Raw genomic sequence first — 21,288 nt, forward strand, 5'->3', positions numbered from 1 at the left:
CATCAATGCAGCTTGACGCCCGTCTTGGATTGCAACAGCTCCATCGTCACGCCCGGTGCGAGCTCAACGACTTTCAGGCCCTGCGGCGTCACGTCCATCACCGCCAGGTCCGTGATGATGCGATCGACCACGCCCACACCCGTGAGCGGCAGCGTGCACTTGGGCAGGATCTTCATGTCCTCGGTGCCGTCTTTCTTCTTCGCGACATGTTCCATCAACACGATCACGCGCTTGACGCCAGCGACGAGGTCCATCGCGCCGCCCATGCCCTTGACCATCTTGCCGGGGATCATCCAGTTGGCGAGGTCGCCGTGCTCGCTGACTTGCATCGCGCCGAGGATCGACAGGTTGATCTTGCCGCCGCGAATCATCGCGAAGCTGTCGTGGCTGCCGAAGATCGACGAGCCCTTGATGGTGGTCACCGTCTGCTTGCCGGCGTTGATCAGGTCGGCATCGACCTGGTCTTCCGTCGGGAACGGGCCGATGCCCAGCATGCCGTTTTCAGACTGCAGCCACACTTCCTTGTCGCCTGTGAAGTTGGCCACCAGCGTCGGGATGCCGATGCCGAGGTTGACGTAGAAACCGTCTTGCAGTTCTTGCGCCGCACGGGCTGCCATCTGGTCTTGGGTCCACGGCATATCAGGCTCCTGCTTTCTCGGTAATCGTCCGCTTCTCGATGCGCTTTTCAGGCGTTGCATTGAGCACGATGCGGTGCACGTAGATGCCGGGCAAATGAATGTCATCCGGAGCGAGTTCGCCGAGCTCGACGATCTTTTCGACTTCAACGATGCACACCTTGCCTGCCATCGCGGCGGCGGGGTTGAAATTGCGCGCCGTGAGGTTAAAGCGCAGGTTGCCCGACGTATCGGCCACCGCAGCTTTGACGAGCGACACATCGGGCGTGAGCGAACGCTCCATCACGTACGTTTCACCATCGAATTCGCGCAGCTCTTTGCCTTCCGCGACGATGGTGCCCACACCTGTCTTCGTGAAGAAAGCCGGTATGCCCGCGCCGCCTGCGCGCAGCTTTTCGGCAAGCGTGCCCTGCGGCGTGAATTCAAGCTCAAGTTCACCGGCCAGGTACTGGCGCTCGAACTCTTTGTTCTCGCCGACGTACGACGAAATCATCTTCTTGATCTGGCGCGTTTCAAGCAGCTTGCCGAGGCCGAAACCATCGACGCCCGCGTTGTTCGAAATCGCTGTGAGGTTCTTCTTGCCGCTATCGCGCAGCGCTTCGATCAGCGCTTCAGGGATGCCGCAAAGGCCGAAGCCGCCCACTGCGAGCAACTGGCCGTCCTGCACCACGCCTTCAAGGGCCGCAGCGGCCGAAGGAAAGATCTTTTTCACTGGAAGTCTCCTGGAATGCCGCTACGATACTACCTAACAAATTACGTAGTACTTCGTAGAGATTAGCCCGATGGACGTTGATTACCGCCTGGCCTTCAACATGGCCCCCGTCGGCCTGTGCCTCTCGCGCAACCGCGCCATCGTCGACTGCAACCAGCAGTTGTGCGACATGTTCGGCGCGCCACGCGAGGCGCTCAATGGCCAGTCGTTCCAGGTGCTGTACCCCAGCGCCGACGAATACGAGCGGCTGGGCGCGCGCATGCTGCCCATCCTGAACACCAAGGGCCACTATGCCGATGACCGCATCATGAAGCGGGCCAACGGTGACTTGTTCTGGTGCCACGTGTCGGGGCGCGCACTCAACCGCGAAGCGCCGCACGAGTCGGGCATCTGGGCGTTTGAAGACCTGAGTGCGCAGCGCCCGGTGAAGGCGGAGCTCACGGCGCGAGAGCGCGAAGTGGCCGCGCGCCTGCTTGACGGCATGACGTCGAAAGAGATCGGAAAGTCACTGCTCATCAGCCACCGCACAGTAGAGATTTACCGCGCGCGGCTGATGCGCAAGTACAAGGCCAACACAACGGCCGACCTTGTCCACAAGCTGATGGCGGGCGGCTAGCCTGCGGTTATCAGATGATCGGCAGGAACGGCACGCCGTATTGCGTGAGGCCAGCCAGGTCGATGTTGTCGTCGTTGTAAACCGTGTCGCCAGCGTAAACCGCGAGCCAGGCCGCGGATGTTTGTGCCATCACGTCCACGAGATAGTTCACATCGCCCTGCGAGGGTGCAAAGCCAACCACGTTCGTGTACATGAGCGTTGCCAGCTGCGCCGACGTGTACTGCGGATACAGCGTGTCGATGGCCAGGTCAGCAAAGTCTTCCAGCGTGTAGCCGCTGTCCAGCGCATTGATGACGATGCGCTCGATGGCTTCGTTCTGCACGTAGTCGCCACCGAGCAGCACGCCGATGATGCGAGCTGCGTCACCCGCATTGCCATTGATGTCGAAGGCCAGGCCGAGGTTGTCGAACTGCACGCGTTCGACATTGAGCAAGGTGTCGTAGCCGTTGCTGCCCACGTTGTCTTCAAAGTGGCGCTCCGAGGCATTGCCGCTCATCGTGTATTCGGACGCATTGCCGTTGTACAGAACCCAGTCGAGGCCGTCCCAGCCATCGAGCGTGTCGTCGCCCTGGGCGCCGATGAGGATGTCTTCACCGGCTTCGCCGTTGAGGTAGTTGGCGCTAGCGCCGCCTACCAGCACGTCGTTGTAGAACGAGCCAATCACCGCATCGATATTGACGAGCGTGTCGTTGCCCCAGGCGCCCGACGCGCTGCCGGTCCCCAGGTCGACCGTGACGCCACCGGCCACCGGGTTCATCGTCACGTACGTGTCGGCCGCGTAGTAGATCGCAGTGTCGAAGCCGGCTGTGCCGCCGTCGATGTAGTCGTCGCCCAGGCCGCCGATGAAGTTGTTGTCACCCGCGTGGCCGATCATGGTGTCGTTCATCACGCCGCCATAGATGCCGATGCCTTCGAGCGATGACGTCGAAGAGCTCACCGTGTAGGTCACGGGCACGTCGTACCAGTGCACGGTGCCGTTGGAGAACTTCAGGAATTCGGTGCCCAGCAGGAAGTCGTCGCCGTCGCGTCCGCTGAACGAGTCGAGCACCAGGAGGTTGGTATGGGCGACGTAGTTCGCCTCGTTGCGCCATGTCGTCGAGTCGAGCACCATCGAATAGTCGTATTGCAGCTGGGTGCCCGAGAACACAGCCGTGTCCACGCCCGCGCCGCCGTCGAGATCGTCGTTGCCGGCGCCGCCCGTCATGGTGTCGTTGCCGTCCATGCCCCAGATGATGTCGTTGTCCAGGCCACCTGTGAGGGTGTTGGGGCCACTGTCGCCTTGAATGAATGCCATCGCTTGAGCTCCTTCTTGTGTGGATGTGATTAACGAAGGAGCGCGAGCTTACATTCGTAGGACGGGGCCGCATAATTCTGTGAACAAGAGCGGACAGCACATGACTCACCAGAAAAAGACCATCGCCCTTCCGACGATGACGCCCGGCACCTCACGCGGCATCGTCGTGCATCACTTCGGCAAGCGAGGTGCGCGACCCAAGGCGTACCTGCAGGCTGCGATCCACGCCAATGAGCTGCCGGGTGCAATGGCATTGCATTACCTGATGCCAATGCTCGTCGAGGCCGACAAGAAGGGCCTGATCAAGGGCGAGATCATCGTGGTGCCCACAGTGAACCCGATAGGCCTGTCGCAGCTCATGGGCCACAACCACCTGGGCCGCTACGACTTCCTCGGCCGCGACAACTTCAATCGCAACTGGCTCGACCTGTCTGAAGGCGTGAGCGAACGCGTGGGCAAGCAGCTTGGCAAACATGCGCAAGACAACGTGGAGCTGATTCGCAAGGCAGCGCGCGCCGAACTCGACGCCATGAAGCCGCTCAATGAATTGCAGACCTTGCGCGTGGAGGTGATGAAGCTCTCAGCCGACGCAGACATCGTGCTCGACCTGCACTGCGACCAGGACGGCGTGCTTCACCTGTTTGCATCGAACCGCGACTTGCATGGCCCCGCGCAAATGCTGGCGGCTGACCTGGGCGCAGAAGCGACGCTCTACAGCGACCCGTATCCCGATGCGCTGACGTTTGCCGGCGTGCACGGCGGCTTGTTCGCGCGCCTGGCCGACAAGTATCCGCAGGCGAACATTCCGCCCGCCTGCCATTCAACAACCGTGGAATACCGTGGCCAGCACAACGTGAGCCATCCACTGGGTGAGGCCGACGGTACAAACCTGTACCGGCACCTCGTGCGGCGCGGCGTGATTGCGGGCCGCGCGGGCAAGCTGCCCAAGCTCAAATACGAACCCACGCCGATTGGCGGCATGGACGTGGGCTATTCACCCACGACGGGCATTCTTGTGTACCACCACGCCAAGGGCACATGGGTCAAAAAGGGCGACGTGATCTGCGACGTGATCGACCCGAGCGACCCACGCGGCGCAAAGGCCCGCACGCCAGTGAAAGCCCGCACCGACGGCCTCTTCTACAGCGGCAAGCAAAACGGCAAGCTGGTGTGGCCGGGCGCTGTTGTCTTCGCGATCGCCGGCACCAAGTTGCTCGCGCACCGCAAGGGCAAGAACGGGTTGGACGACTAAGCCTCGTTCACCACTTCCGCCGCACTGCGCATCGCGTCGATTGCGGCAGGAAAGCCGCAGTACACCGTGGCGTGCAGGAATATCTCCTGCAGCTCCTGCTTTGTCACGCCGTTATTCAGCGCGCCGCGCACATGCACTTTCAGCTCGTGCATGCGGCCCAGCGCGACAAGCATCGACACCGTGACGATGCTGCGCGTCTTCAAGTCGATGCCGTCGCGCTGCCAGGTGTTGCCCCACGCATGGCGCGTGACCAGGTCCTGCATCGGCGCGGTGAAGTCGCTCACGTTCTTCAGCGCGGCATCGACGTAGTCGCGCCCGAGAACCGCGCGGCGCGTGGCCAGCCCCTTGTCGTAGTCGTTGTCCATGTTGGCTCCAGCGAAAAAATCAGGAGCCGCGAGCATACGCCCAGGTCGTGGCCGCTCAGGTCGTGGCCAGCCGCTCGAATGGCAACGACTGCTTGACCAGGATCACGGTGCACGGCGCGGCCATGGCCACCTTCACCGGCACAGTCGCCACGAACCTTTGAAGCTGCAGCCCGTGCGTGGCCGCGCCCATCACGATCAGGCTGACGTGGTTGCCTTCGGCGTAGCGCAAGAGCGCCTGCGCAACATCGCCCGACTCGATGACGTGGAAGCTCGCCTGGTGGCCGTCCAGGTCAAGCCCCCTCGCCCACTGCTGCAATGCGCCCGAGGCCTGGCGATGCTGCTCGGTCTCACTCGAGCCCGGTCCTGTGACAGGCGCATCGATCACCGTGACGCAGGCCAGCCGCGCGCCGGAGCGCGTGCCGAGCGAGCGCTGCACAGCCTGCCGCAACGAATACAGCGTGGCATCCGTGGCTCCGCGCGAAGGCACAGCGACCATGACGATGGGCACCTCCTCCACTTCACGCGCGGGCAGCGGGCTGGGTTGGTATTGCATTCCGGCGGCCTTGAACCAGCGCTTCATGTGTTCGCCGAAACTGGTCGGCCGGGTGCGCTCGCCGAGGGCCGTGATGCTGACCTGGTCGGGATGCTGCAGATCGAATGCGACGTGCGCCGCCGACGAATAGCGCTTGGCCGCCTCGGGCTGCAGGCAACGCAGGATCACTTCCTGCAGCCACGTCGGCAAGTCGGGCCGGCGGGCGCGCGGTGGCACAGGGTCGGCCCACAGGCGTTGCCGCAGCCCGCCCTGGGTTTCCGGCGCGCCGAACGGCAGCCGCCCGGTGGCCAGTTCGTAGAGGATCACGCCGATCGCGAACACGTCGCTGCGCGGATCGCCGCGCACACCCACCACTTGCTCAGGCGCAATCCACGCAGGCGAGCCCACGGCCTTGCGCAATTCCTCGGCCAGCAAGTCGGGGTAGAGCGCATGCCATGCCAGCCCGAAGTCGATCAGCACTGCGTTGCCGTCGGGCTGCATGATGACGTTGGCAGGCTTCAAGTCGAGGTGGCAGGCGTTCTGCAAATGCAGCGCGTGCACAGCGCTTGCCAGAGCGGCGCCCAGTGTGCGCAGCTGGTCGGGCGTGAGCGGCAGGTCTTGATCGATGATGGCTTGAAGCGTTCGGCCGTCGAAGTACTCCATCACGATATAGGGCACAACGCCCACGTCCCCCGCAGCTACAAAGCGCGGGATGTGCGGCCCGCGCAAGACCGGCAGCAGCTGCAGCTCGACCTCGAAGCTCACGATGTTCTCCGCACCGTCGCCGTCCGCCATGCGCGGCACTTTCATGGCCATCGGGAACGGCGCTTGCCGCCCATTGGCATAGTCCACCCGATAGATGTGCGCCATGCCGCCGGCGTGCAGGCACTCCCGCACGACAAAGCCGTCAAGTTCGGCGCCGTCTTCCAGCAGTTTCATCGCCCCTCCTCCAGTCGCCTCGCGAAGTATTCGTTCAAACCTGCCGCGCGAATGGCCGCTGCGGCACTCAAGTGGTCATAGGGCACGCGGTGAAACGTGAGCGCCGATGCCGCGCTGTCCCAGATGGCGTACATCGCTGCCGTCTTGCCATCGCGCGGCTGGCCGACCGAGCCGATCGTCGCCGTCCACTGGCGGTGCGCGGGCATGGGCACCGCGACGCCCGGCACCGGGTCAAAGACCATCAACCCGCGGCCCGCACCGCGGTAGAAGACGCGCTGATGGTGCACGTGGCCCACGAAGACATGGCGCACGCCCTCACCCGCCGACGCAAGGCTTGCCTGGGCACGATGGGCGTTGTCGACGTAGTGCCACGCGGCGGGATCGTCCGCGCTTGCATGCACGAGCAGCACGTCGCCCGATGCATGGCGCAGCGGCAGTTGTGACAGGAAGGCACGCTGTGAGGCGTCGAGCTGCGCGTGCGTCCAGGAGGCGGTGGCGTCTTCCATCGTTGCAGTGGTGGCTGGCGGGTTCACGGCCAGGGCGTCGTGGTTGCCCTGCAGCACCACCGCCTGCTCGCGCGCCAGGGCCATGGCGCGTGCGACAACTTCGGCTGGCTCTGCCCCGTAACCCACCAGGTCACCCAGCAAGGCGTAGTGGGTGGCGCCTTGCGACGCCGCGTGCGCCAGGCACGCGTCGAACGCGCGCATGTTGGCGTGGATGTCACTGAGCAAGGCTAGTTTCATGGGCGAGGAGGTCCTGCATGCATTCTGCAATCGCCGGGGCGCCATGGCACACGGGGCGGTTGAGCTGTGTCAACCAACCTGAAGACGAAAGCCTCACGTGGACTTAGGCGCACTTTCTGGAACGAGTGAGCCTTTGTTGTTACTCAGTCCACAAGCAACTCCATCGAAAGCAAGGCCATGTCAAGCATCCTGAAGGCACTCCGCCGCAAACCACCGACCCCCTCCGAAAATTCTTCGGGCACACCATCACTGATTTCTGCTGACCCGTCACCGTCTTTGGGCACGCGGTCACTCACTAGCGTGACTCAATCTCAGGGACCGAGAAACTCCGACTCCGGTTCGGATGTTGGTCACCCGCCGCCCCCGCTGAGCAACCGATCGAGCGTCGCCGAAAGCAAAGGCCGGCGCGCCGAGCCCAGCAGCAGCAGCAACAACTCTGGGTCGCCTGAGCCCTCCCATGCAAACAGCACCACGTCTACGAGTTCAGTCGGCAGTACGGATGAAAGCTTCAGGCCAACAGTTGCGCCGCGGGCGCCCATTCCGAAAGTTCCCCGGAGTCACTTGACGCCCACACAGTTCACCGGCGCGCTCACAACAATGGCCAATCAAAGCGTTGCGAACCTGAGCAGCGTGATGAACTCGTTGCTCGCATCGAACAAGCCCGCCCCCGATCTGAGCACGAAAGAGGGGCAAGCCGAGGACTTCAGACGCGAGATGCTTCTGCTCGATACGAACGCGCGTTTCAGCCGAATGACTGCAGCGAAGGACAAGCCGCGCCGTCCCGTGACCACGCTCACTGGAGCGGCACTATTGCTCCTGCCGCACGTCCTGCCTGAAACCTTTGCACCCCGGCGAGCGACGAACTACAACGCCAAGTTTTCGGAAACGGTGACGGCCGCATGCTCAAGTTGGCGTACCGAAGATTTGGAAACCGTTCGCAGGCAGGTGAGGCAACTTCTTGCCGCGCCTGCCAAGAACCCGGACGGCGATATTCACAAGCACCTTGCGCTCCTTGAAACTGGAATCAGCAGCGTGCTGAGAAAGCGGCCGCCGGGATGGGAACCGCTCTTTGGACGTGCGGAACCAGAAGCACAAGAGCAGCAAGAGCTACCCGACCCGGATGTGGCTGCAAGTGCAGCCGCACGAAACGCGCCCGCGCTTCCCGACTTCCGGGATGTGACGGGCGTGTTGCGGCGCAAAGGCTCACTGATGGCCGCCGACATCAAACGCATGAGGGAACGCCCCCAATACCCCAATGGGACGTTCGACCCTGACTACGGCGCGGTAGGCGTCTATGCGTCGCGGCGATACGAGAGGTGGATGAACGACGTAGCCAGCGCGTTCCCGGAATTGACGGTGGCGCAGAATCGCGCCATCGCGATTGAAGGCCTTGCGATGCTGGCCGATACCAACTTTGAACAAGTCGAGGTCCTGCTCGCGTGCCTTTCAGCGCAAGAGCTTGCTGAAATTCAGCAGTCTCGCGGAGCGTACGAGGCCTTCGACGTCCGCCGGGAAGTACTCACGGACATGGCGGCGCGGGCTCTACCTCAGCGCCTGATCCGCGACCTTGACGCAGCTGTGCAGCAAGTGACCGACGTCACCGAAGGCATCCGGGCAAGAAAATCAAGTACCAGTCGCTACGCCGGTGGCGCCGTTGCTGCAGAAATTCGCATCATTGCAGCCGCATTGGCCAAGGCAGCGCAGAGCGTCACACATTTGGCTGAACAGTTTCCAGGCGAGCGATCAGACGAGGCGATATCCCAGGCCAAAGCCAGCCTACAGTTGCAATTGAGCATGACAAACGACGTCGGCCTGGCCCGTGCCGACGATTCGACAAGAGAGTTGTACTACGCTTCGCTCACGCAGATCGGAATCACACCAAGCAGTAGCTCCAACAGTTCAGCGGCCTCGGTCGAACCGGAAATCGAACCACCAGTGCAGGCGTTCAGGCCCACACGCTGGACAGCTGGCTCGACCAACATTTCACCGCCAACGTTTGACCATGCCAGGGGCAAGCCGCCGGGATCGAGCCCGCAATAGGCGCATGGCGCGCACACGCCAGGCCACGCGGCATAAACTCACGGCCATCAGGAGATTGCCGTGTCCACACCCCGCTACCCGCTCGCCGAACTTGCCAGCCTGCCCGACGACATCCGCGCCAAAGTGCTCGAAGTGCAGGAGAAAGCCGGCTTCGTGCCGAACGTGTTTCTCGCCCTTGCGCGCCGGCCTGCCGAGTGGCGTGCATTCTTTGCATATCACGATGCATTGATGACGCCCGAGACGGCGGGGCGCGAAAGCGGCTTGACCAAGGGCGACCGCGAAATGATCGTCACCACGACGAGCGCGGCCAACAAATGCCTCTACTGCGTCGTCGCGCACGGCGCGATCTTGCGCATCTACGAAAAGAAGCCGCTCGTCGCCGACCAGGTGGCGGTGAATTACCGTAAGGCCGACATCACACCGCGCCAGATGGCGATGCTCGACTTCGCGATGAAGGTCTGCCTGCACTCCGATGAAGTCGGCGAAGCCGATTTCGCGGCGCTGCACGCGCACGGCTTTTCAGACGAAGACATCTGGGACATCGCATCGATCACGGCGTTCTTCGGCTTGTCGAACCGCATCGCGAGCTTCTCGAGCATGATGCCCAACCCGGAGTTCTACTTGATGGGGCGGGTGCCGAAGCAGAAGTAGGCATGCGGTTGCACGCCCGCGCTTGACGCACCCTCAGGACACCACTGCCCGCAACCAGTCCGGCAGTGGCTTTGACTTCTGCTCTTTGTAGTTCACCCACACGGTCGTGGCGCCACCTGCTGCGTTGATCATGCCGGGGTTGTCCACCCGCTCCATCGTCGCCCAGGTCTCGAAGCTCGTGCGGCCCGGGTCGCTCGCGTACATCTTGATCAGCACATCGCCCGGGTACTCAAGCTGCCGGTAAAAATTGCAGAACGCATTGATGATCACGACGCCCTCGCCGCCGGCATCCAGCGGGCTGCCCAGCGAATGCATCCAGTCGATGCGCGCCGTCTCAAGAAACCGGAAGTACGACGCGTTGTTCAAGTGCCCCATCGCGTCCATGTCGCCCCACCGGATGGGGATGACTGACTGATAGACGAGCTTCTTCTGCTCAGGTATCTCGATTCGCATCAGACGCCGAAGCCATCGTCCGCCGCGATCACGGCGCCATTGATGAAGTGGCTCTGGCTGCTCGCCAGCAGCACGATCAGCGCGTCGAGGTCTTCCGGCGAGCCCACGCGCTTGCGCGGCAGCATCTGAACGAGCTTCTGGCCCTGCTCCGTCTGCCAGTGGTGATGATTGATTTCCGTGTCGATATAGCCGGGGCAGATCGCATTCACGTTGATGCCGAAGCGGCCCCACTCCAGCGCCATCGCCTTGGTCATTTGCACGACTGCTGCCTTGCTCATGGCGTAAGCGCCGATCTGCGGCAGCACTTTCAGCCCCGCCATCGAAGCGATGTTGATGATTCGCCCGCCTGTGTAAGTGCCGGGTGCCGCACCGCGCGCGCGGGCCAGCATGCGCTTGCCCACTTCCTGCGCGACGAAGAATGCGCCCTTCACATTCGTGTCGAAGATGAAGTCGTAGTCTTCTTCAGTCACATCCTGGATACGCTGCGTGGTGCTCACGCCAGAGTTGTTGACCAGGATGTCGATGGAGCCCACTTCGGTTTCTGCATGCGCCACGGCAGCGCGGATGCTGTCGATCGACGTCACATCGAGTTCAAGCACGTGGGCGTCGCCGCCTTCAGCTTCAATGCGCGCGCGCAGGTCCTTGAGCTTTTCCACGCGGCGGCTGGCCAGCACAACAGCAGCGCCTGCGCGTGAGAGCGTGCGCGCAAACTGCGCGCCCAGCCCGCTGGAGGCACCGGTCACGAAGGCGACGCGGCCGGACAAATCAATGCTGTAACTCACGAGGGTCTCCTGCCTAAAATGAAGAAGCTGTCCTGTCGGGCACGCGAGAGTGCTGCGTGCATCAATAGAATCCGCCAAGACTGTCCAATTCATTATGAGCGAGAAGACCCACCCCATGACGCACGACGACATCCTGGCAAAGTTCGGACCACGCGAAGCCATGGAGTACGACGTTGTCGTCGTCGGCGGCGGGCCAGCAGGGCTCGCAACGGCCATCAAACTCAAGCAGCTGGCAGCAGACAGCGGCAAGGAAATTTCTGTAGTTGTGCTCGAGAAGGGCTCCGAGCCCGGCGCTCACATCCTGTCGGGCGCCATCATGGACCCGCGTGCGCTCACCGAGCTCATCCCCGACTGGAAGGCCAAGGGCGCACCGCTGAACCAGCCCGTCACCGATGACGCAATGGTGTTCCTCGGCGAAACCGGTTCGCTGCGCACACCCAACTTCCTGTTGCCGCCATGCCTGCATAACGACGGCTGCTACATCGTGAGCCTGGGCAATGTGGTGAAGTGGCTCGCACAGCAAGCCGAGGAACTTGGCGTTGAAATCTTCCCGGGCTTTGCGGCGGCAGAAATCCTGTACGGCGACAACGGCGCCGTGAAGGGCGTGGCCACCGGCAACATGGGCATCGGCAAAGACGGTGAGCCGACCGACAGCTTCCAGCTCGGCATGGAACTGCACGCGAAGTACACCGTGTTTGCCGAAGGCGCACGCGGCAACCTGGGCCGCCAGCTCATCGGCAAATTCAAGCTCGATGACGGCAAAGACCCGCAGACCTACGGCCTGGGCATCAAGGAGCTGTGGGAGATCGACCCCAAGCGCCATCAACCCGGCTTTGTGCTGCACACCGCCGGCTGGCCCATGAAGAACGACACCTATGGCGGCGCGTTCCTCTATCACACCGAGAACAACCAGGTCACGATGGGCTTCATCACGGGGCTCGATTACAGCAACCCGTACCTGAGCCCGTTCGAGGAATTCCAGCGCTGGAAGACGCACCCGAATATCCGCTGGTACCTCGAAGGTGATGAGTCCAAGGGCATCAAGCCGGCCAAGCGCGTTGGCTATGGCGCACGCGCGATCACAGCAGGCGGGCTGATGAGTCTGCCCAAGACTGTGTTCCCCGGCGGCGCGCTCGTGGGCTGCGATGCGGGGTACCTGAACGTGAGCCGCATCAAGGGCAGCCACGCCGCCATCAAGACCGGCATGCTGTGCGCGCAGGCAGCATTCGACGCTGTCATGAGCGGCCGCCAGCATGATGTGCTCGATGCCTACCCCGAAGCGTTCGACAAGAGCTGGCTGCACGACGAGTTGAACAAGGCGCGCAATTTCAAGGCGTGGTTCAAGAAGGGGCTGACCGTGGCCACGGTCATGAACGGCCTTGAGCAGTTTGTGTTGCGCGGCCATATCCCCTGGACGCTGCACCGCCACCAGCCTGATCACGCGTACCTCAAGCCTGCGGCTGACTGCAAGCCCATCGTGTACCCCAAGCCCGATGGCAAGCTCACATTCGACCGCCTGTCGTCCGTGTTCATCTCGAACACCAATCATGCGGAAGACCAGCCCGCGCACCTGACGCTCAAAGATGCGTCGGTGCCAGTGAACGTGAACCTCGCCAAGTACGCTGGCCCCGAGTCGCGCTACTGCCCTGCCGGTGTGTATGAGTTCGTGAAGAACGCCGACAACACCGACCGCCTGCAGATCAACGCGCAGAACTGCGTGCACTGCAAGACGTGCGACATCAAGGACCCGACGCAGAACATCGTGTGGGTCACGCCCGAAGGTGGCGGCGGGCCTAACTACGTGAACATGTAGGTAGGCACGAACGAACAATGGCCGCCGCACGCATCTACCGTCGCAAGTGGGTGCTCGTGAAGCTCCCGGTGGCGCTTGGCGCGCTGGCGCTGATGGCGTGGCTGTGGCTGTCGTTCATGCCAATGCCGCCGCGCCACCTCACGCTGAGCGCCGGCCTGCCCGACGGTGTTTACTACGCGTACGCGCAGCGTTACGCCGAGGCTTTCGCACGGCAAGGCGTGCATCTTGAGGTGCTGGCCTCTGAAGGCGCCGAGATGAACCTGCAGCGCCTGCGCGGCACGGCCAGCCCCGCTGCCGACCTGGCGTTCGTGCAGGGCGGCATGGGCAATGTGGGCGTCGATCGCACTGGCGTGGCGCGGCTGGAAACCATCGCGCGCGTTGACAACGAAACCGTGTGGATCTTTGCGCGCACACCCGGCATCGATTCGGTGGAGCAGCTGCAAGGCCAGCGCGTATCGATCGGCCCGCGCGGCAGCGGCTCCAGGCGGCTGGCGCTCGCCTTGTTCGAGCAGGTGCGCATGGGTGCGAAGGACATTGTCGACACCGAGATTTTCGGCAAGGCAGCTGCCGCAGCCATGGGGCGCGGCGCGCTGGATGCGGCCATCATGGTGTCGGCGCCGCAGTCGTCAGTGGTGCAGGCTTTTCTCGCCACACCGGGCGTGTACATCGTGCAGCTCAAGCGCAGCGCCGCGCTGACCGAGCGGCTGCCCTACCTGCAGGTGCGCCTCCTGCCGCAAGGCGCGCTCGATGCCGCCGGCAAGCAACCGAGCCCGCCACGCGACACCGCAGTGCTCGTCACGATGTCAAGCCTGGTGGCAAGGGCGGACCTGCATCCTGCGCTGCAACGCCTGGCGCTGGACGTCGCGCGCGAAGTGCATGCCGGGCCGGGCCCGTTTCATCGTGCGGGCGACTTCCCCACGTTGCGCCGCATTGAGTTTCCGGCGTCGGCGCAAGCGCGGCAAACGCTGGTGCACGGCCGGCCCTGGATCGAAGAGGCGTTGCCCTTCTTCTGGGCGCAACTGCTGCTGCGCTTGCTGGTGATCGTGCTGCCCGTGTTGTTGCTGGCGCTTTGGCTTGTGCGCGTGATTCCCGCGTACCTGCGCTGGCTTGTCGACAGCAGCCTGGCGCGCTGGTATGGCGAGCTGAAATTCATTGAATACGATCTTGCGCGAGCCAGCATGTCGGGCCTGGACCGGGTGAAGTACCTGCAGCGGCTTGAAGCGATTGAGCGCAACATGCAGAACTTCGCAACGCCCGGCTACCTCATGCCGCGCTGGTACACGCTGCGCCAGCACATCGACTTTGTGCGCGCGCGCCTGTACAAGGGGCGCGGCCGATGAAATCCGCCGCCATGCTGCGCCTGTACCGCCAGCGGTGGGGGCTGTGCTACATCCCGATTCTGTTGACGTGCGCCCTGGCAATCTGGGTGGCCGCGCACTGGATCTACCCGTTGCCACCGAAATCCCTCGTGCTGGCCGCGGGTGTGCCGCAAGGCGGCTTCTCGCAGATGGCGGAGCAGTATCGCGACGAGCTCGAGCGGCGCGGCATTGCCGTGGACATCGTCAGCTCAGCCGCAGGCGCACTGGGCCCGTTGCAGCACCTGGCTGTTGCCAACGACCCGGTGCAGGCCGGGTTTGCGCACGGCCTGCTCGCCGAGCGCGGGGCCGAGGCGCGCGTGCAGGCGCTGGCCGTGATCGGCAAGCAGCCCGTGTGGGTGTTCACGCACCAGTCGGGCGCCACCAGCATCTCGCAGCTGCGCAACCTGACGATCGCGGCCGGGCCGCCGGGCAGCGCTACGCGCGAGGTGGCCGTGCAACTGCTGGCGCAGGCACAAGTCAAACCCGGCGAAGTGACCTGGGACGACGTCCATCAGGGCATGGCCGCTGCGAGCGAGCTGCTCGAGCACCGGGTGGACGCGATGATCACCATCGGCACCGGCGACGCACCGACGATCCGCCTGCTCAGCCGCTCGCCGGGAATTCACATGCTCGGTCTTGAGCGTGCCGATGGCCTGGCAGCGCGCGAGCCGCGGCTGCATCCGTTCATCCTGCCGCAAGGCGCCATCGAGCTGCGGGGCGATGTGCCGCCGCGCGACCTGACGATGCTCTACACCAGCACCAACCTGCTCGTGCGCGAGACTATGCATCCTGCACTGCAGCGCGCCATGCTCGATGCCGCCAGCGACATTCATTCGGTGCCGACCTTCCTGCAGCGGCTCAATGAATATCCGGACTACCAGTCAGACTTTCCGCTGTCGCCCACGGCCCAGCTCTACGCCACCGGCCAGCGGCCCTGGCTGGAGACCGCGCTGCCCTACTGGTGGGCACAGCTCGCGGGCCTGCTGCTCTACGCCGTGCTGCCGATCCTGCTGTTCACCGGCGCGGCGCTGGTCTGGATTCCGCGCCTTTTCAGCCTGCGCGTCGATGCTGTGCTGGCACATTACTACGGCGAGCTCAACTTCCTTGAAAACGATCTGGAAGCGGCCGCGAGCGAAGCGCCGATCAAGCTCAAGGGCATGCTCGGCAAGCTCGACCGCATGGAGCAGGAAGTGGCGTCGCTCGATCTGCCCGACCGGTTTTCAGACAGGTGGTACACGCTGCGCGAACACCTGGTGGATGCGCGTGAAAGGCTGTTGAAGTTGCGGTCGCGCTAGCCTCGCGATGGAACCAGTTGTCTCGGGCGGTCACGCAGTATTCATGTCAATACTGAAGGCCTGAAGGCATGAAGGCATGAATTCCAACACCGTACCCAGCCCGCGCGGCGCGCTTGCAGCGGCATACCCAAACGACCAAGCCGAATCCGGCGCAGTGCATCAAGCGACGACTCCATCGCAGGGCCCGCTTGAGATACCGCCGCGGGCACCGGGCCAGCCGGGCGATGTCATGCCGTTGCAGCAAGCGTCGGGCGAACTCACCGCTTCTGACTATGCCGCCGTGAAAGACGGCGTGGCCAGGAGAGCCGTGAGTGTCAACGACCCCAAAGCGAACAAGCGCGTGCATGAAGCGATAGAGGCCATGTACGAGTTGGCGCGGGCCAGCAAGAGCCTCTGCAGATTCGACGACGCATTGCGGTGGCTCGACAAGTGTGTGGATCTCTATTCGTTGATCGGTGATGTCGTCGGTTGCGCACTGGTCGATGAAACCATGAGGTCAGTCACTGAAATGGGTGTCGAAATTTTCACCGCTCAAGCGGTTGCCGACCGGTTTGGCAGTGGCGACCTGACGATCGATTGCGAGCTCTACCTGCGAAGCACGCTTTGGGATGCCTACCGTGGCATTGAGTGTCCGATCGATATTCGGCAGATCAACTATTTGGGTCGTCGATACACAGTGACCTTCCCATTTGAGAGCCTGCCGGATGTTTCCGCCCAGATGGCCCGGAAATTTCTTGCTGACGCCCGCTTCGCCAGGCAATTGCCCGAAGGCGAACCCCGCAATCGCGTCGTGGCTGCGCTTGAAGCTGTGGTGGGGCAGGCCAACGATCGCGAATCGGCGCGCGTGCTGATGAATGGATTGCTTGGCCCCGATGGCGGCCCGTTGATTCCACCTGCACATCAGCCCCTGCTCGGCACCGAACAACAGGCGACCTACGATGCCTCTGGCAATTTGCTAGAACGTCGTGTGCCGACGCCGCAAGTCGTTGCCGATTTGATTGCCGGCTACTTGGTTGGCGACTAGCCCGGGCCGCAATCGCTGCGGCTACAATCGCGCTCGTCAGGAGAGAGCTCTTCAACTGGAGCCACCGAAGGCGCAGGCACCCAGCCGAACGCTCAGGTAAAAAGGACTGACAAGGCGCTTCGAAGTCTGGAGCGTTCACCTTGCTGGAGAGAGGCTTCAACCATCAGGCTGGAGTCCACCGAAGGAGCAAACCTGCAGCGCATGCGCATGGCTGCAGGTGAATCTCTCAGGTAAAGCGGACAGCAGGGGCAACCCAAAGTGCACACGCCGTGTGCATGATGGTTCCGGGCCTGTGCGCAGGCCCTGCCCCTTGCGACGGAGTGCCGCTTTTTGTCTGACCTTCTCACCACGCCGCTTGCCGGCCTGCACGCCGAACTCGGCGCGCGCATGGTTCCATTTGCCGGCTATTCGATGCCGGTGCAATACCCCCAGGGCCTGATGGCCGAACACAAGCACACGCGCGAAGCAGCGGGCCTGTTCGACGTGTCGCACATGGGGCAACTCAAGCTGTCCGGCCCCGATGCCGCAGCGGCCTTCGAGTCGCTGATGCCTGTCGACGTGATCGGCCTGGGCGTCAACAAGCAGCGCTACGGGCTGCTGCTGACCGACGACGGCACCATCATTGACGACCTGATGTTCGTCAACCGCGGCGACCACCTGTTCGTGATCGTCAATGGTGCGTGCAAGGTGGGCGACATCCAGCACATGAAAGATCGAATCGGCGCGCGTTGCGACGTCACGCCGATGCCTGAACGTGGCCTGCTCGCGCTGCAGGGGCCAAAAGCTGTCGATGCGCTCGAACGCGTCGTGCCGGGTGTCAAAGCCCTCGTGTTCATGACGGGCTCGCCATTCCAGTTCCATGGCCAGGACATCTTCATCACCCGCAGCGGCTACACCGGCGAGGACGGCTTCGAGATCTCCGTGCATGAATCGCAGGCCGACGCATTGGCGCGCGAATTGCTCGCACAACCTGAGGTCAAGCCCATCGGCCTGGGCGCGCGCAACTCGCTGCGCCTTGAAGCCGGGCTGTGCCTGTATGGCAACGACATCGACACGACGACAACACCCGTGGAGGCCGGCCTGAACTGGGCAATGCAAAAGATTCGTCGCACCGGCGGCGAGCGGGCGGGCGGCTTCCCCGGCGCGCACAAAGTGCTTGGCCAGCTGGACGACGCAACACAAGTCAAACGCAAGCGCGTGGGCCTGATTGGCATCGACCGCGTGCCGGTGCGCGAGCACACCCAGCTGCGGGACATGCAGGGCAACCCCATCGGCGAAGTGACGAGCGGTTTGCTCGGCCCCACGATCGACAAACCCGTGGCTATGGCGTACGTCGATGTGGCACACACAGCAGTCGGCACACGCGTGAACGCTATCGTGCGCGGCAAGCCCGTTGCAATGGAAGTCGCACCCATGCCCTTCGTGCCGAACCGCTACTACCGCGGCTGATTGCCCAGCAACGCAAGCATCGAAATCGGAATCTGACCCCCATTTAAAGGAGAAGCGCCATGACCATGAAATACACCGAAGATCACGAGTGGATCCAGCTTGAAGACCATGAGGCCGCTGTCGTCGGCATCACGCTGCATGCGCAGGATGCGCTGGGCGATGTGGTGTTCGTTGACCTGCCGGAAGTTGGGCGCACTTACGCCAAGGGCGAAGTCGCGGGCGTGGTCGAGTCGGTGAAGGCCGCAGCTGACGTGTTCATGCCGATCGCCGGCGAAGTGACCGAGGTGAATGAAGACCTGCGTGCCGATCCGTCGCTCGCCAACACTGACCCGCTGGGCAACGGCTGGTTCTTCAAGATCCTGATCAAGGACATGGAAGAGTTCGACCAGCTGATGGACGAGCCCGACTACGTGAAATTCTCCAAAGCAAACGGCTGACCCTTCATGTTGATGCAATCTGCCCGCCCGCTCGTCGAGCTGGAAAACACATCCGAATTCATCGCGCGCCACATCGGCATTGAAGCGGCCGACGAGCAGCACATGCTGTCCGTGATTGGCGAAGCGTCGCGCCGCGCGTTGATCGAAAGCATCGTGCCGCGCTCGATTGCGCGCACGAACCCCATGCAGCTGCCGCCCGCCGCGACCGAAGCAGCCGCGCTCGCTGAGCTCAAGGCCATTGCATCGAAGAACCAGCTCTTCAAGTCGTTCATCGGCCAGGGCTATCACGGCACCCACACGCCTGGCGTCATCCTGCGCAACGTGCTGGAGAACCCCGCCTGGTACACCGCGTACACGCCCTACCAGGCCGAGATCAGCCAGGGCCGCATGGAAGCGCTGGTGAACTTCCAGACGATGGTGTGCGACCTCACGGGCATGCCCATCGCCAATGCGTCGATGCTCGACGAAGCGACCGCTGCGGCTGAGGCCATGACGCTCGCCAAGCGCAGCGTGAAGAACAAGAGCAACACGTTCGTCGTGGCGGGTGACTGCCATCCGCAAACGATCGAAGTGATCCAGACCCGCGCGAAGCCGCTGGGCATTGATGTGCTGCTGGCAAATTCGCATGACGAATGGACCAAGGCGCTGGAGGGCGAGTACTTCGCGGTGCTCGCGCAGTACCCGTCCACCAGCGGCCGTATCGACGACTTGCGCGCTGACGTTGAGAAGGCACACGCCAAGGGCGCCGCCTTTGCTGTAGCAGCTGACCTGCTCGCCTTGACGTTGCTCGTGCCGCCTGGCGAATTCGGCGCGGACATCGTTGTCGGCACGACGCAGCGATTCGGCATGCCGATGGGCGCAGGCGGCCCGCACGCGGCGTACATGGCCTGCCGCGACGATTTCAAGCGCTCCATGCCGGGCCGGCTGGTGGGCGTGAGCGTGGATTCGCATGGCAAGCCCGCGTATCGCCTCGCGCTGCAAACGCGCGAGCAACACATTCGCCGCGAGAAGGCGACATCGAATATCTGCACAGCGCAAGTGCTGCCCGCCGTGGTGGCGAGCATGTACGCCGTCTATCACGGCCCGCAGGGCTTGAAGCGCATTGCGCAGCGCATCGCCAGCTACACGGCGATCCTCGCGAAGGGCCTGGAACAGCTGGGCTTCAACGCACGGCGCGACAGCGCCTTCGACACGATCAGCCTGAAGACCGACGCGCAAACGCAATCGATTGCAGCCCGCGCGCGCTCGATGGGCGTGAACCTGCGCGTGTACTGGGGCGACTTCATCTGCATCTCGCTCGACGAAACGACCACGCGCGACGACATCGCCCTGCTGTGGAAGATCTTCGCCGCTGAAGGCCAGTTGCTGCCTTCATTCGATGCCTTCGAAAAGGGCATCGAGCCGATGATCCCGGTGGAGCTGCGCCGCACGAGCGCCTTCCTCACCCACCCGGTGTTCAACACGCATCATTCCGAGACGGGCATGCTGCGCTACATCCGCGCGCTCTCCGACAAAGACCTCGCGCTCGACCGCAGCATGATCCCGCTGGGCAGCTGCACGATGAAGCTGAACGCCACGAGCGAGATGATCCCCATCACCTGGCCCGAGTTCGCCAATGTGCATCCGTTCGCGCCGCGCGACCAGCAGCAAGGCTACGCACAGCTCGACGAGCAACTGCGTGCGTGGCTGTGCCAGGCCACGGGCTACGCGGGCATCAGCCTGCAACCCAACGCCGGCTCACAAGGCGAATACGCTGGCCTGCTTGCGATCAAGGCTTTCCACGAAAGCAAGGGCCAGGGGCACCGCAATGTGTGCCTGATTCCCTCGTCGGCGCACGGCACCAACCCGGCCAGCGCGCAGATGGTCGGCATGCAGGTGGTGGTCACTGCCTGCGATGCAAACGGCAACGTCGATCTGGCTGACCTGCAAGCCAAGTGCGAGCAGCACAGCGACAAGCTCGCCGCGGTGATGATCACGTATCCGTCCACGCACGGCGTGTTCGAGATGCAAGTCAAGGAACTGTGTGCGCTGGTGCACCAGCACGGCGGCCGCGTGTATGTGGATGGCGCGAACATGAACGCGCTGGTCGGCATCGCGGCGCCCGGCGAATTCGGTGGCGACGTGAGCCACCTGAACCTGCACAAGACGTTCTGCATTCCGCACGGCGGTGGCGGCCCGGGCGTGGGGCCTGTGTGCGTGGTCGAAGACCTCGTGCCCTTCCTGCCCGGCCATGAGGCCGGCGGCATCACCGGCCATGCTGTCGGTGCTGTCAGCGCCGCGCCGCTGGGCAACGCTGCCGTGCTGCCCATCAGCTGGATGTACTGCCGCATGATGGGCGCTGAAGGCCTGCAGCAGGCCACTGAGGTCGCGATCCTGAGCGCCAACTACATCAGCGCGCGCCTGAAGGACCACTACCCCACGCTGTACGCAAGTGCCAACGGCCACGTCGCACATGAGTGCATCCTCGACTTGCGCGCGCTCAAGGACACGAGCGGCGTGATGGCCGAAGACGTTGCCAAGCGCCTGATCGACTACGGCTTTCATGCGCCCACGCTGAGCTTTCCGGTGCCCAACACGCTGATGGTCGAACCCACGGAGAGCGAAACGCTCGATGAGCTCGACCGCTTCATCGGCGCGATGATCGCCATCCGCGAAGAGATCCGCTGCATCGAGCGCGGCGAGTGGCCGCAGGACAACAACCCGCTGAAGAACGCGCCGCACACGGCTGGCGCGCTGATGAAGGCCGATTGGCCGCACCCGTATTCGCGTGAAGCCGGCGCAGCGGGGCTGGGTGACATGCGGCACGCCAAATACTGGGCGCCTGTCGGCCGCGTGGACAACGTGTACGGCGACCGCAACCTGTTCTGCTCGTGCGTGCCGATGTCGGCCTACGAGTGA

Annotated in this window: 19 protein-coding genes and 2 riboswitches; of the genes, 11 read left to right on the forward strand and 8 right to left on the reverse strand. The window is 63.4% G+C overall.

The genetic code is table 11. The features are described 5' to 3' along the window. Window positions 1-2: 2 nt before the first annotated feature. Both GHT07_RS09225 and GHT07_RS09230 read right to left on the reverse strand, forming a co-directional pair. Window positions 3-638: a 3-oxoacid CoA-transferase subunit B gene (locus GHT07_RS09225; RefSeq protein WP_153584783.1), complete on the reverse strand. Its 636-nt coding sequence runs from the start codon at window positions 636-638 to the stop codon at window positions 3-5. Window position 639: 1 nt separating this feature from the next. Next, on the reverse strand, window positions 640-1,347 hold the full coding sequence (locus GHT07_RS09230) for a CoA transferase subunit A (RefSeq protein WP_323740858.1): 708 nt from the start codon (window positions 1,345-1,347) through the stop codon (window positions 640-642). Window positions 1,348-1,417: 70 nt separating this feature from the next. Between GHT07_RS09230 and GHT07_RS09235 the strand changes: the two genes are divergently transcribed. After that, window positions 1,418-1,963, forward strand: coding sequence for a PAS and helix-turn-helix domain-containing protein (locus GHT07_RS09235; RefSeq protein ID WP_153584784.1), 546 nt, complete (start codon window positions 1,418-1,420; stop codon window positions 1,961-1,963). A 10-nt stretch (window positions 1,964-1,973) separates the two neighbouring features. Here the strand turns inward: GHT07_RS09235 and GHT07_RS09240 are convergent, their stop codons facing one another. Next, window positions 1,974-3,257, reverse strand: coding sequence for a calcium-binding protein (locus tag GHT07_RS09240; protein WP_153584785.1), 1,284 nt, complete (start codon window positions 3,255-3,257; stop codon window positions 1,974-1,976). A 100-nt stretch (window positions 3,258-3,357) separates the two neighbouring features. Between GHT07_RS09240 and GHT07_RS09245 the strand changes: the two genes are divergently transcribed. After that, window positions 3,358-4,509 carry a succinylglutamate desuccinylase/aspartoacylase family protein gene (locus GHT07_RS09245; protein WP_153584786.1) on the forward strand — a complete coding sequence of 384 codons (1,152 nt, stop codon included), beginning with the start codon at window positions 3,358-3,360 and terminating at the stop codon, window positions 4,507-4,509. Here the strand turns inward: GHT07_RS09245 and GHT07_RS09250 are convergent. From GHT07_RS09250 to GHT07_RS09260, 3 genes are read right to left on the reverse strand one after another with little or no spacing between them, the layout of a single operon-like run. Next, window positions 4,506-4,874, reverse strand: coding sequence for a carboxymuconolactone decarboxylase family protein (locus GHT07_RS09250; protein ID WP_153584787.1), 369 nt, complete (start codon window positions 4,872-4,874; stop codon window positions 4,506-4,508). The genes GHT07_RS09245 and GHT07_RS09250 overlap by 4 nt on opposite strands. A 55-nt stretch (window positions 4,875-4,929) precedes the next feature. Next, window positions 4,930-6,345 carry a serine/threonine protein kinase gene (locus GHT07_RS09255; RefSeq protein ID WP_153584788.1) on the reverse strand — a complete coding sequence of 472 codons (1,416 nt, stop codon included), beginning with the start codon at window positions 6,343-6,345 and terminating at the stop codon, window positions 4,930-4,932. After that, entirely contained in the window at window positions 6,342-7,088 is a 747-nt protein-coding gene (locus GHT07_RS09260; protein WP_153584789.1) for a metallophosphoesterase family protein, read from the reverse strand. Before GHT07_RS09260 ends, GHT07_RS09255 begins: the two co-directional genes overlap by 4 nt. A gap of 561 nt (window positions 7,089-7,649) precedes the next feature. Here GHT07_RS09260 and GHT07_RS09265 point away from each other — a divergent pair. Further along, window positions 7,650-9,128 carry a hypothetical protein gene (locus GHT07_RS09265; RefSeq protein WP_153584790.1) on the forward strand — a complete coding sequence of 493 codons (1,479 nt, stop codon included), beginning with the start codon at window positions 7,650-7,652 and terminating at the stop codon, window positions 9,126-9,128. Window positions 9,129-9,188: 60 nt separating this feature from the next. After that, a complete protein-coding gene (locus GHT07_RS09270) occupies window positions 9,189-9,779 on the forward strand; it encodes a peroxidase-related enzyme (protein ID WP_323740859.1) in 591 nt (196 codons plus the stop codon). A gap of 33 nt (window positions 9,780-9,812) precedes the next feature. Here GHT07_RS09270 and GHT07_RS09275 read toward each other — a convergent pair whose 3' ends face one another. Both GHT07_RS09275 and GHT07_RS09280 read right to left on the reverse strand, forming a co-directional pair. Further along, a complete protein-coding gene (locus GHT07_RS09275) occupies window positions 9,813-10,232 on the reverse strand; it encodes an acyl-CoA thioesterase (protein WP_153584791.1) in 420 nt (139 codons plus the stop codon). Next, window positions 10,232-11,014 carry an SDR family oxidoreductase gene (locus GHT07_RS09280; RefSeq protein WP_323740860.1) on the reverse strand — a complete coding sequence of 261 codons (783 nt, stop codon included), beginning with the start codon at window positions 11,012-11,014 and terminating at the stop codon, window positions 10,232-10,234. The genes GHT07_RS09275 and GHT07_RS09280 overlap by 1 nt, the downstream gene beginning before the upstream one ends. A gap of 115 nt (window positions 11,015-11,129) precedes the next feature. Between GHT07_RS09280 and GHT07_RS09285 the strand changes: the two genes are divergently transcribed. From GHT07_RS09285 to gcvP, 7 genes are all read left to right on the forward strand, one after another. Continuing rightward, window positions 11,130-12,827, forward strand: coding sequence for an electron transfer flavoprotein-ubiquinone oxidoreductase (locus GHT07_RS09285; protein WP_153584866.1), 1,698 nt, complete (start codon window positions 11,130-11,132; stop codon window positions 12,825-12,827). Window positions 12,828-12,844: 17 nt separating this feature from the next. After that, the gene (locus GHT07_RS09290) at window positions 12,845-14,167 is read left to right on the forward strand and encodes a TAXI family TRAP transporter solute-binding subunit (protein WP_153584792.1); all 1,323 of its coding nucleotides are present in this window, start codon (window positions 12,845-12,847) and stop codon (window positions 14,165-14,167) included. Next, on the forward strand, window positions 14,164-15,480 hold the full coding sequence (locus GHT07_RS09295) for a TAXI family TRAP transporter solute-binding subunit (RefSeq protein WP_153584793.1): 1,317 nt from the start codon (window positions 14,164-14,166) through the stop codon (window positions 15,478-15,480). The genes GHT07_RS09290 and GHT07_RS09295 overlap by 4 nt, the downstream gene beginning before the upstream one ends. Before the next feature lie 76 nt (window positions 15,481-15,556). After that, entirely contained in the window at window positions 15,557-16,504 is a 948-nt protein-coding gene (locus GHT07_RS09300) for a hypothetical protein (RefSeq protein ID WP_153584794.1), read from the forward strand. Window positions 16,505-16,531: 27 nt separating this feature from the next. Beyond that, window positions 16,532-16,623, forward strand: a riboswitch (glycine riboswitch). Window positions 16,624-16,637: 14 nt separating this feature from the next. After that, a riboswitch (glycine riboswitch) is annotated at window positions 16,638-16,757 on the forward strand. A 77-nt stretch (window positions 16,758-16,834) separates the two neighbouring features. Next, complete coding sequence (gcvT, locus tag GHT07_RS09305; RefSeq protein WP_153584795.1) at window positions 16,835-17,953, forward strand: glycine cleavage system aminomethyltransferase GcvT; 1,119 nt, start codon at window positions 16,835-16,837, stop codon at window positions 17,951-17,953. 59 nt (window positions 17,954-18,012) lie between these two features. Then, window positions 18,013-18,390: a glycine cleavage system protein GcvH gene (gene gcvH, locus GHT07_RS09310; protein ID WP_153584796.1), complete on the forward strand. Its 378-nt coding sequence runs from the start codon at window positions 18,013-18,015 to the stop codon at window positions 18,388-18,390. A 6-nt stretch (window positions 18,391-18,396) separates the two neighbouring features. Then, window positions 18,397-21,288, forward strand: coding sequence for an aminomethyl-transferring glycine dehydrogenase (gene gcvP, locus GHT07_RS09315; protein ID WP_153584797.1), 2,892 nt, complete (start codon window positions 18,397-18,399; stop codon window positions 21,286-21,288).

This window comes from Caenimonas koreensis DSM 17982 (assembly GCF_009646335.1).
Lineage (GTDB): Bacteria > Pseudomonadota > Gammaproteobacteria > Burkholderiales > Burkholderiaceae_C > Ramlibacter > Ramlibacter koreensis.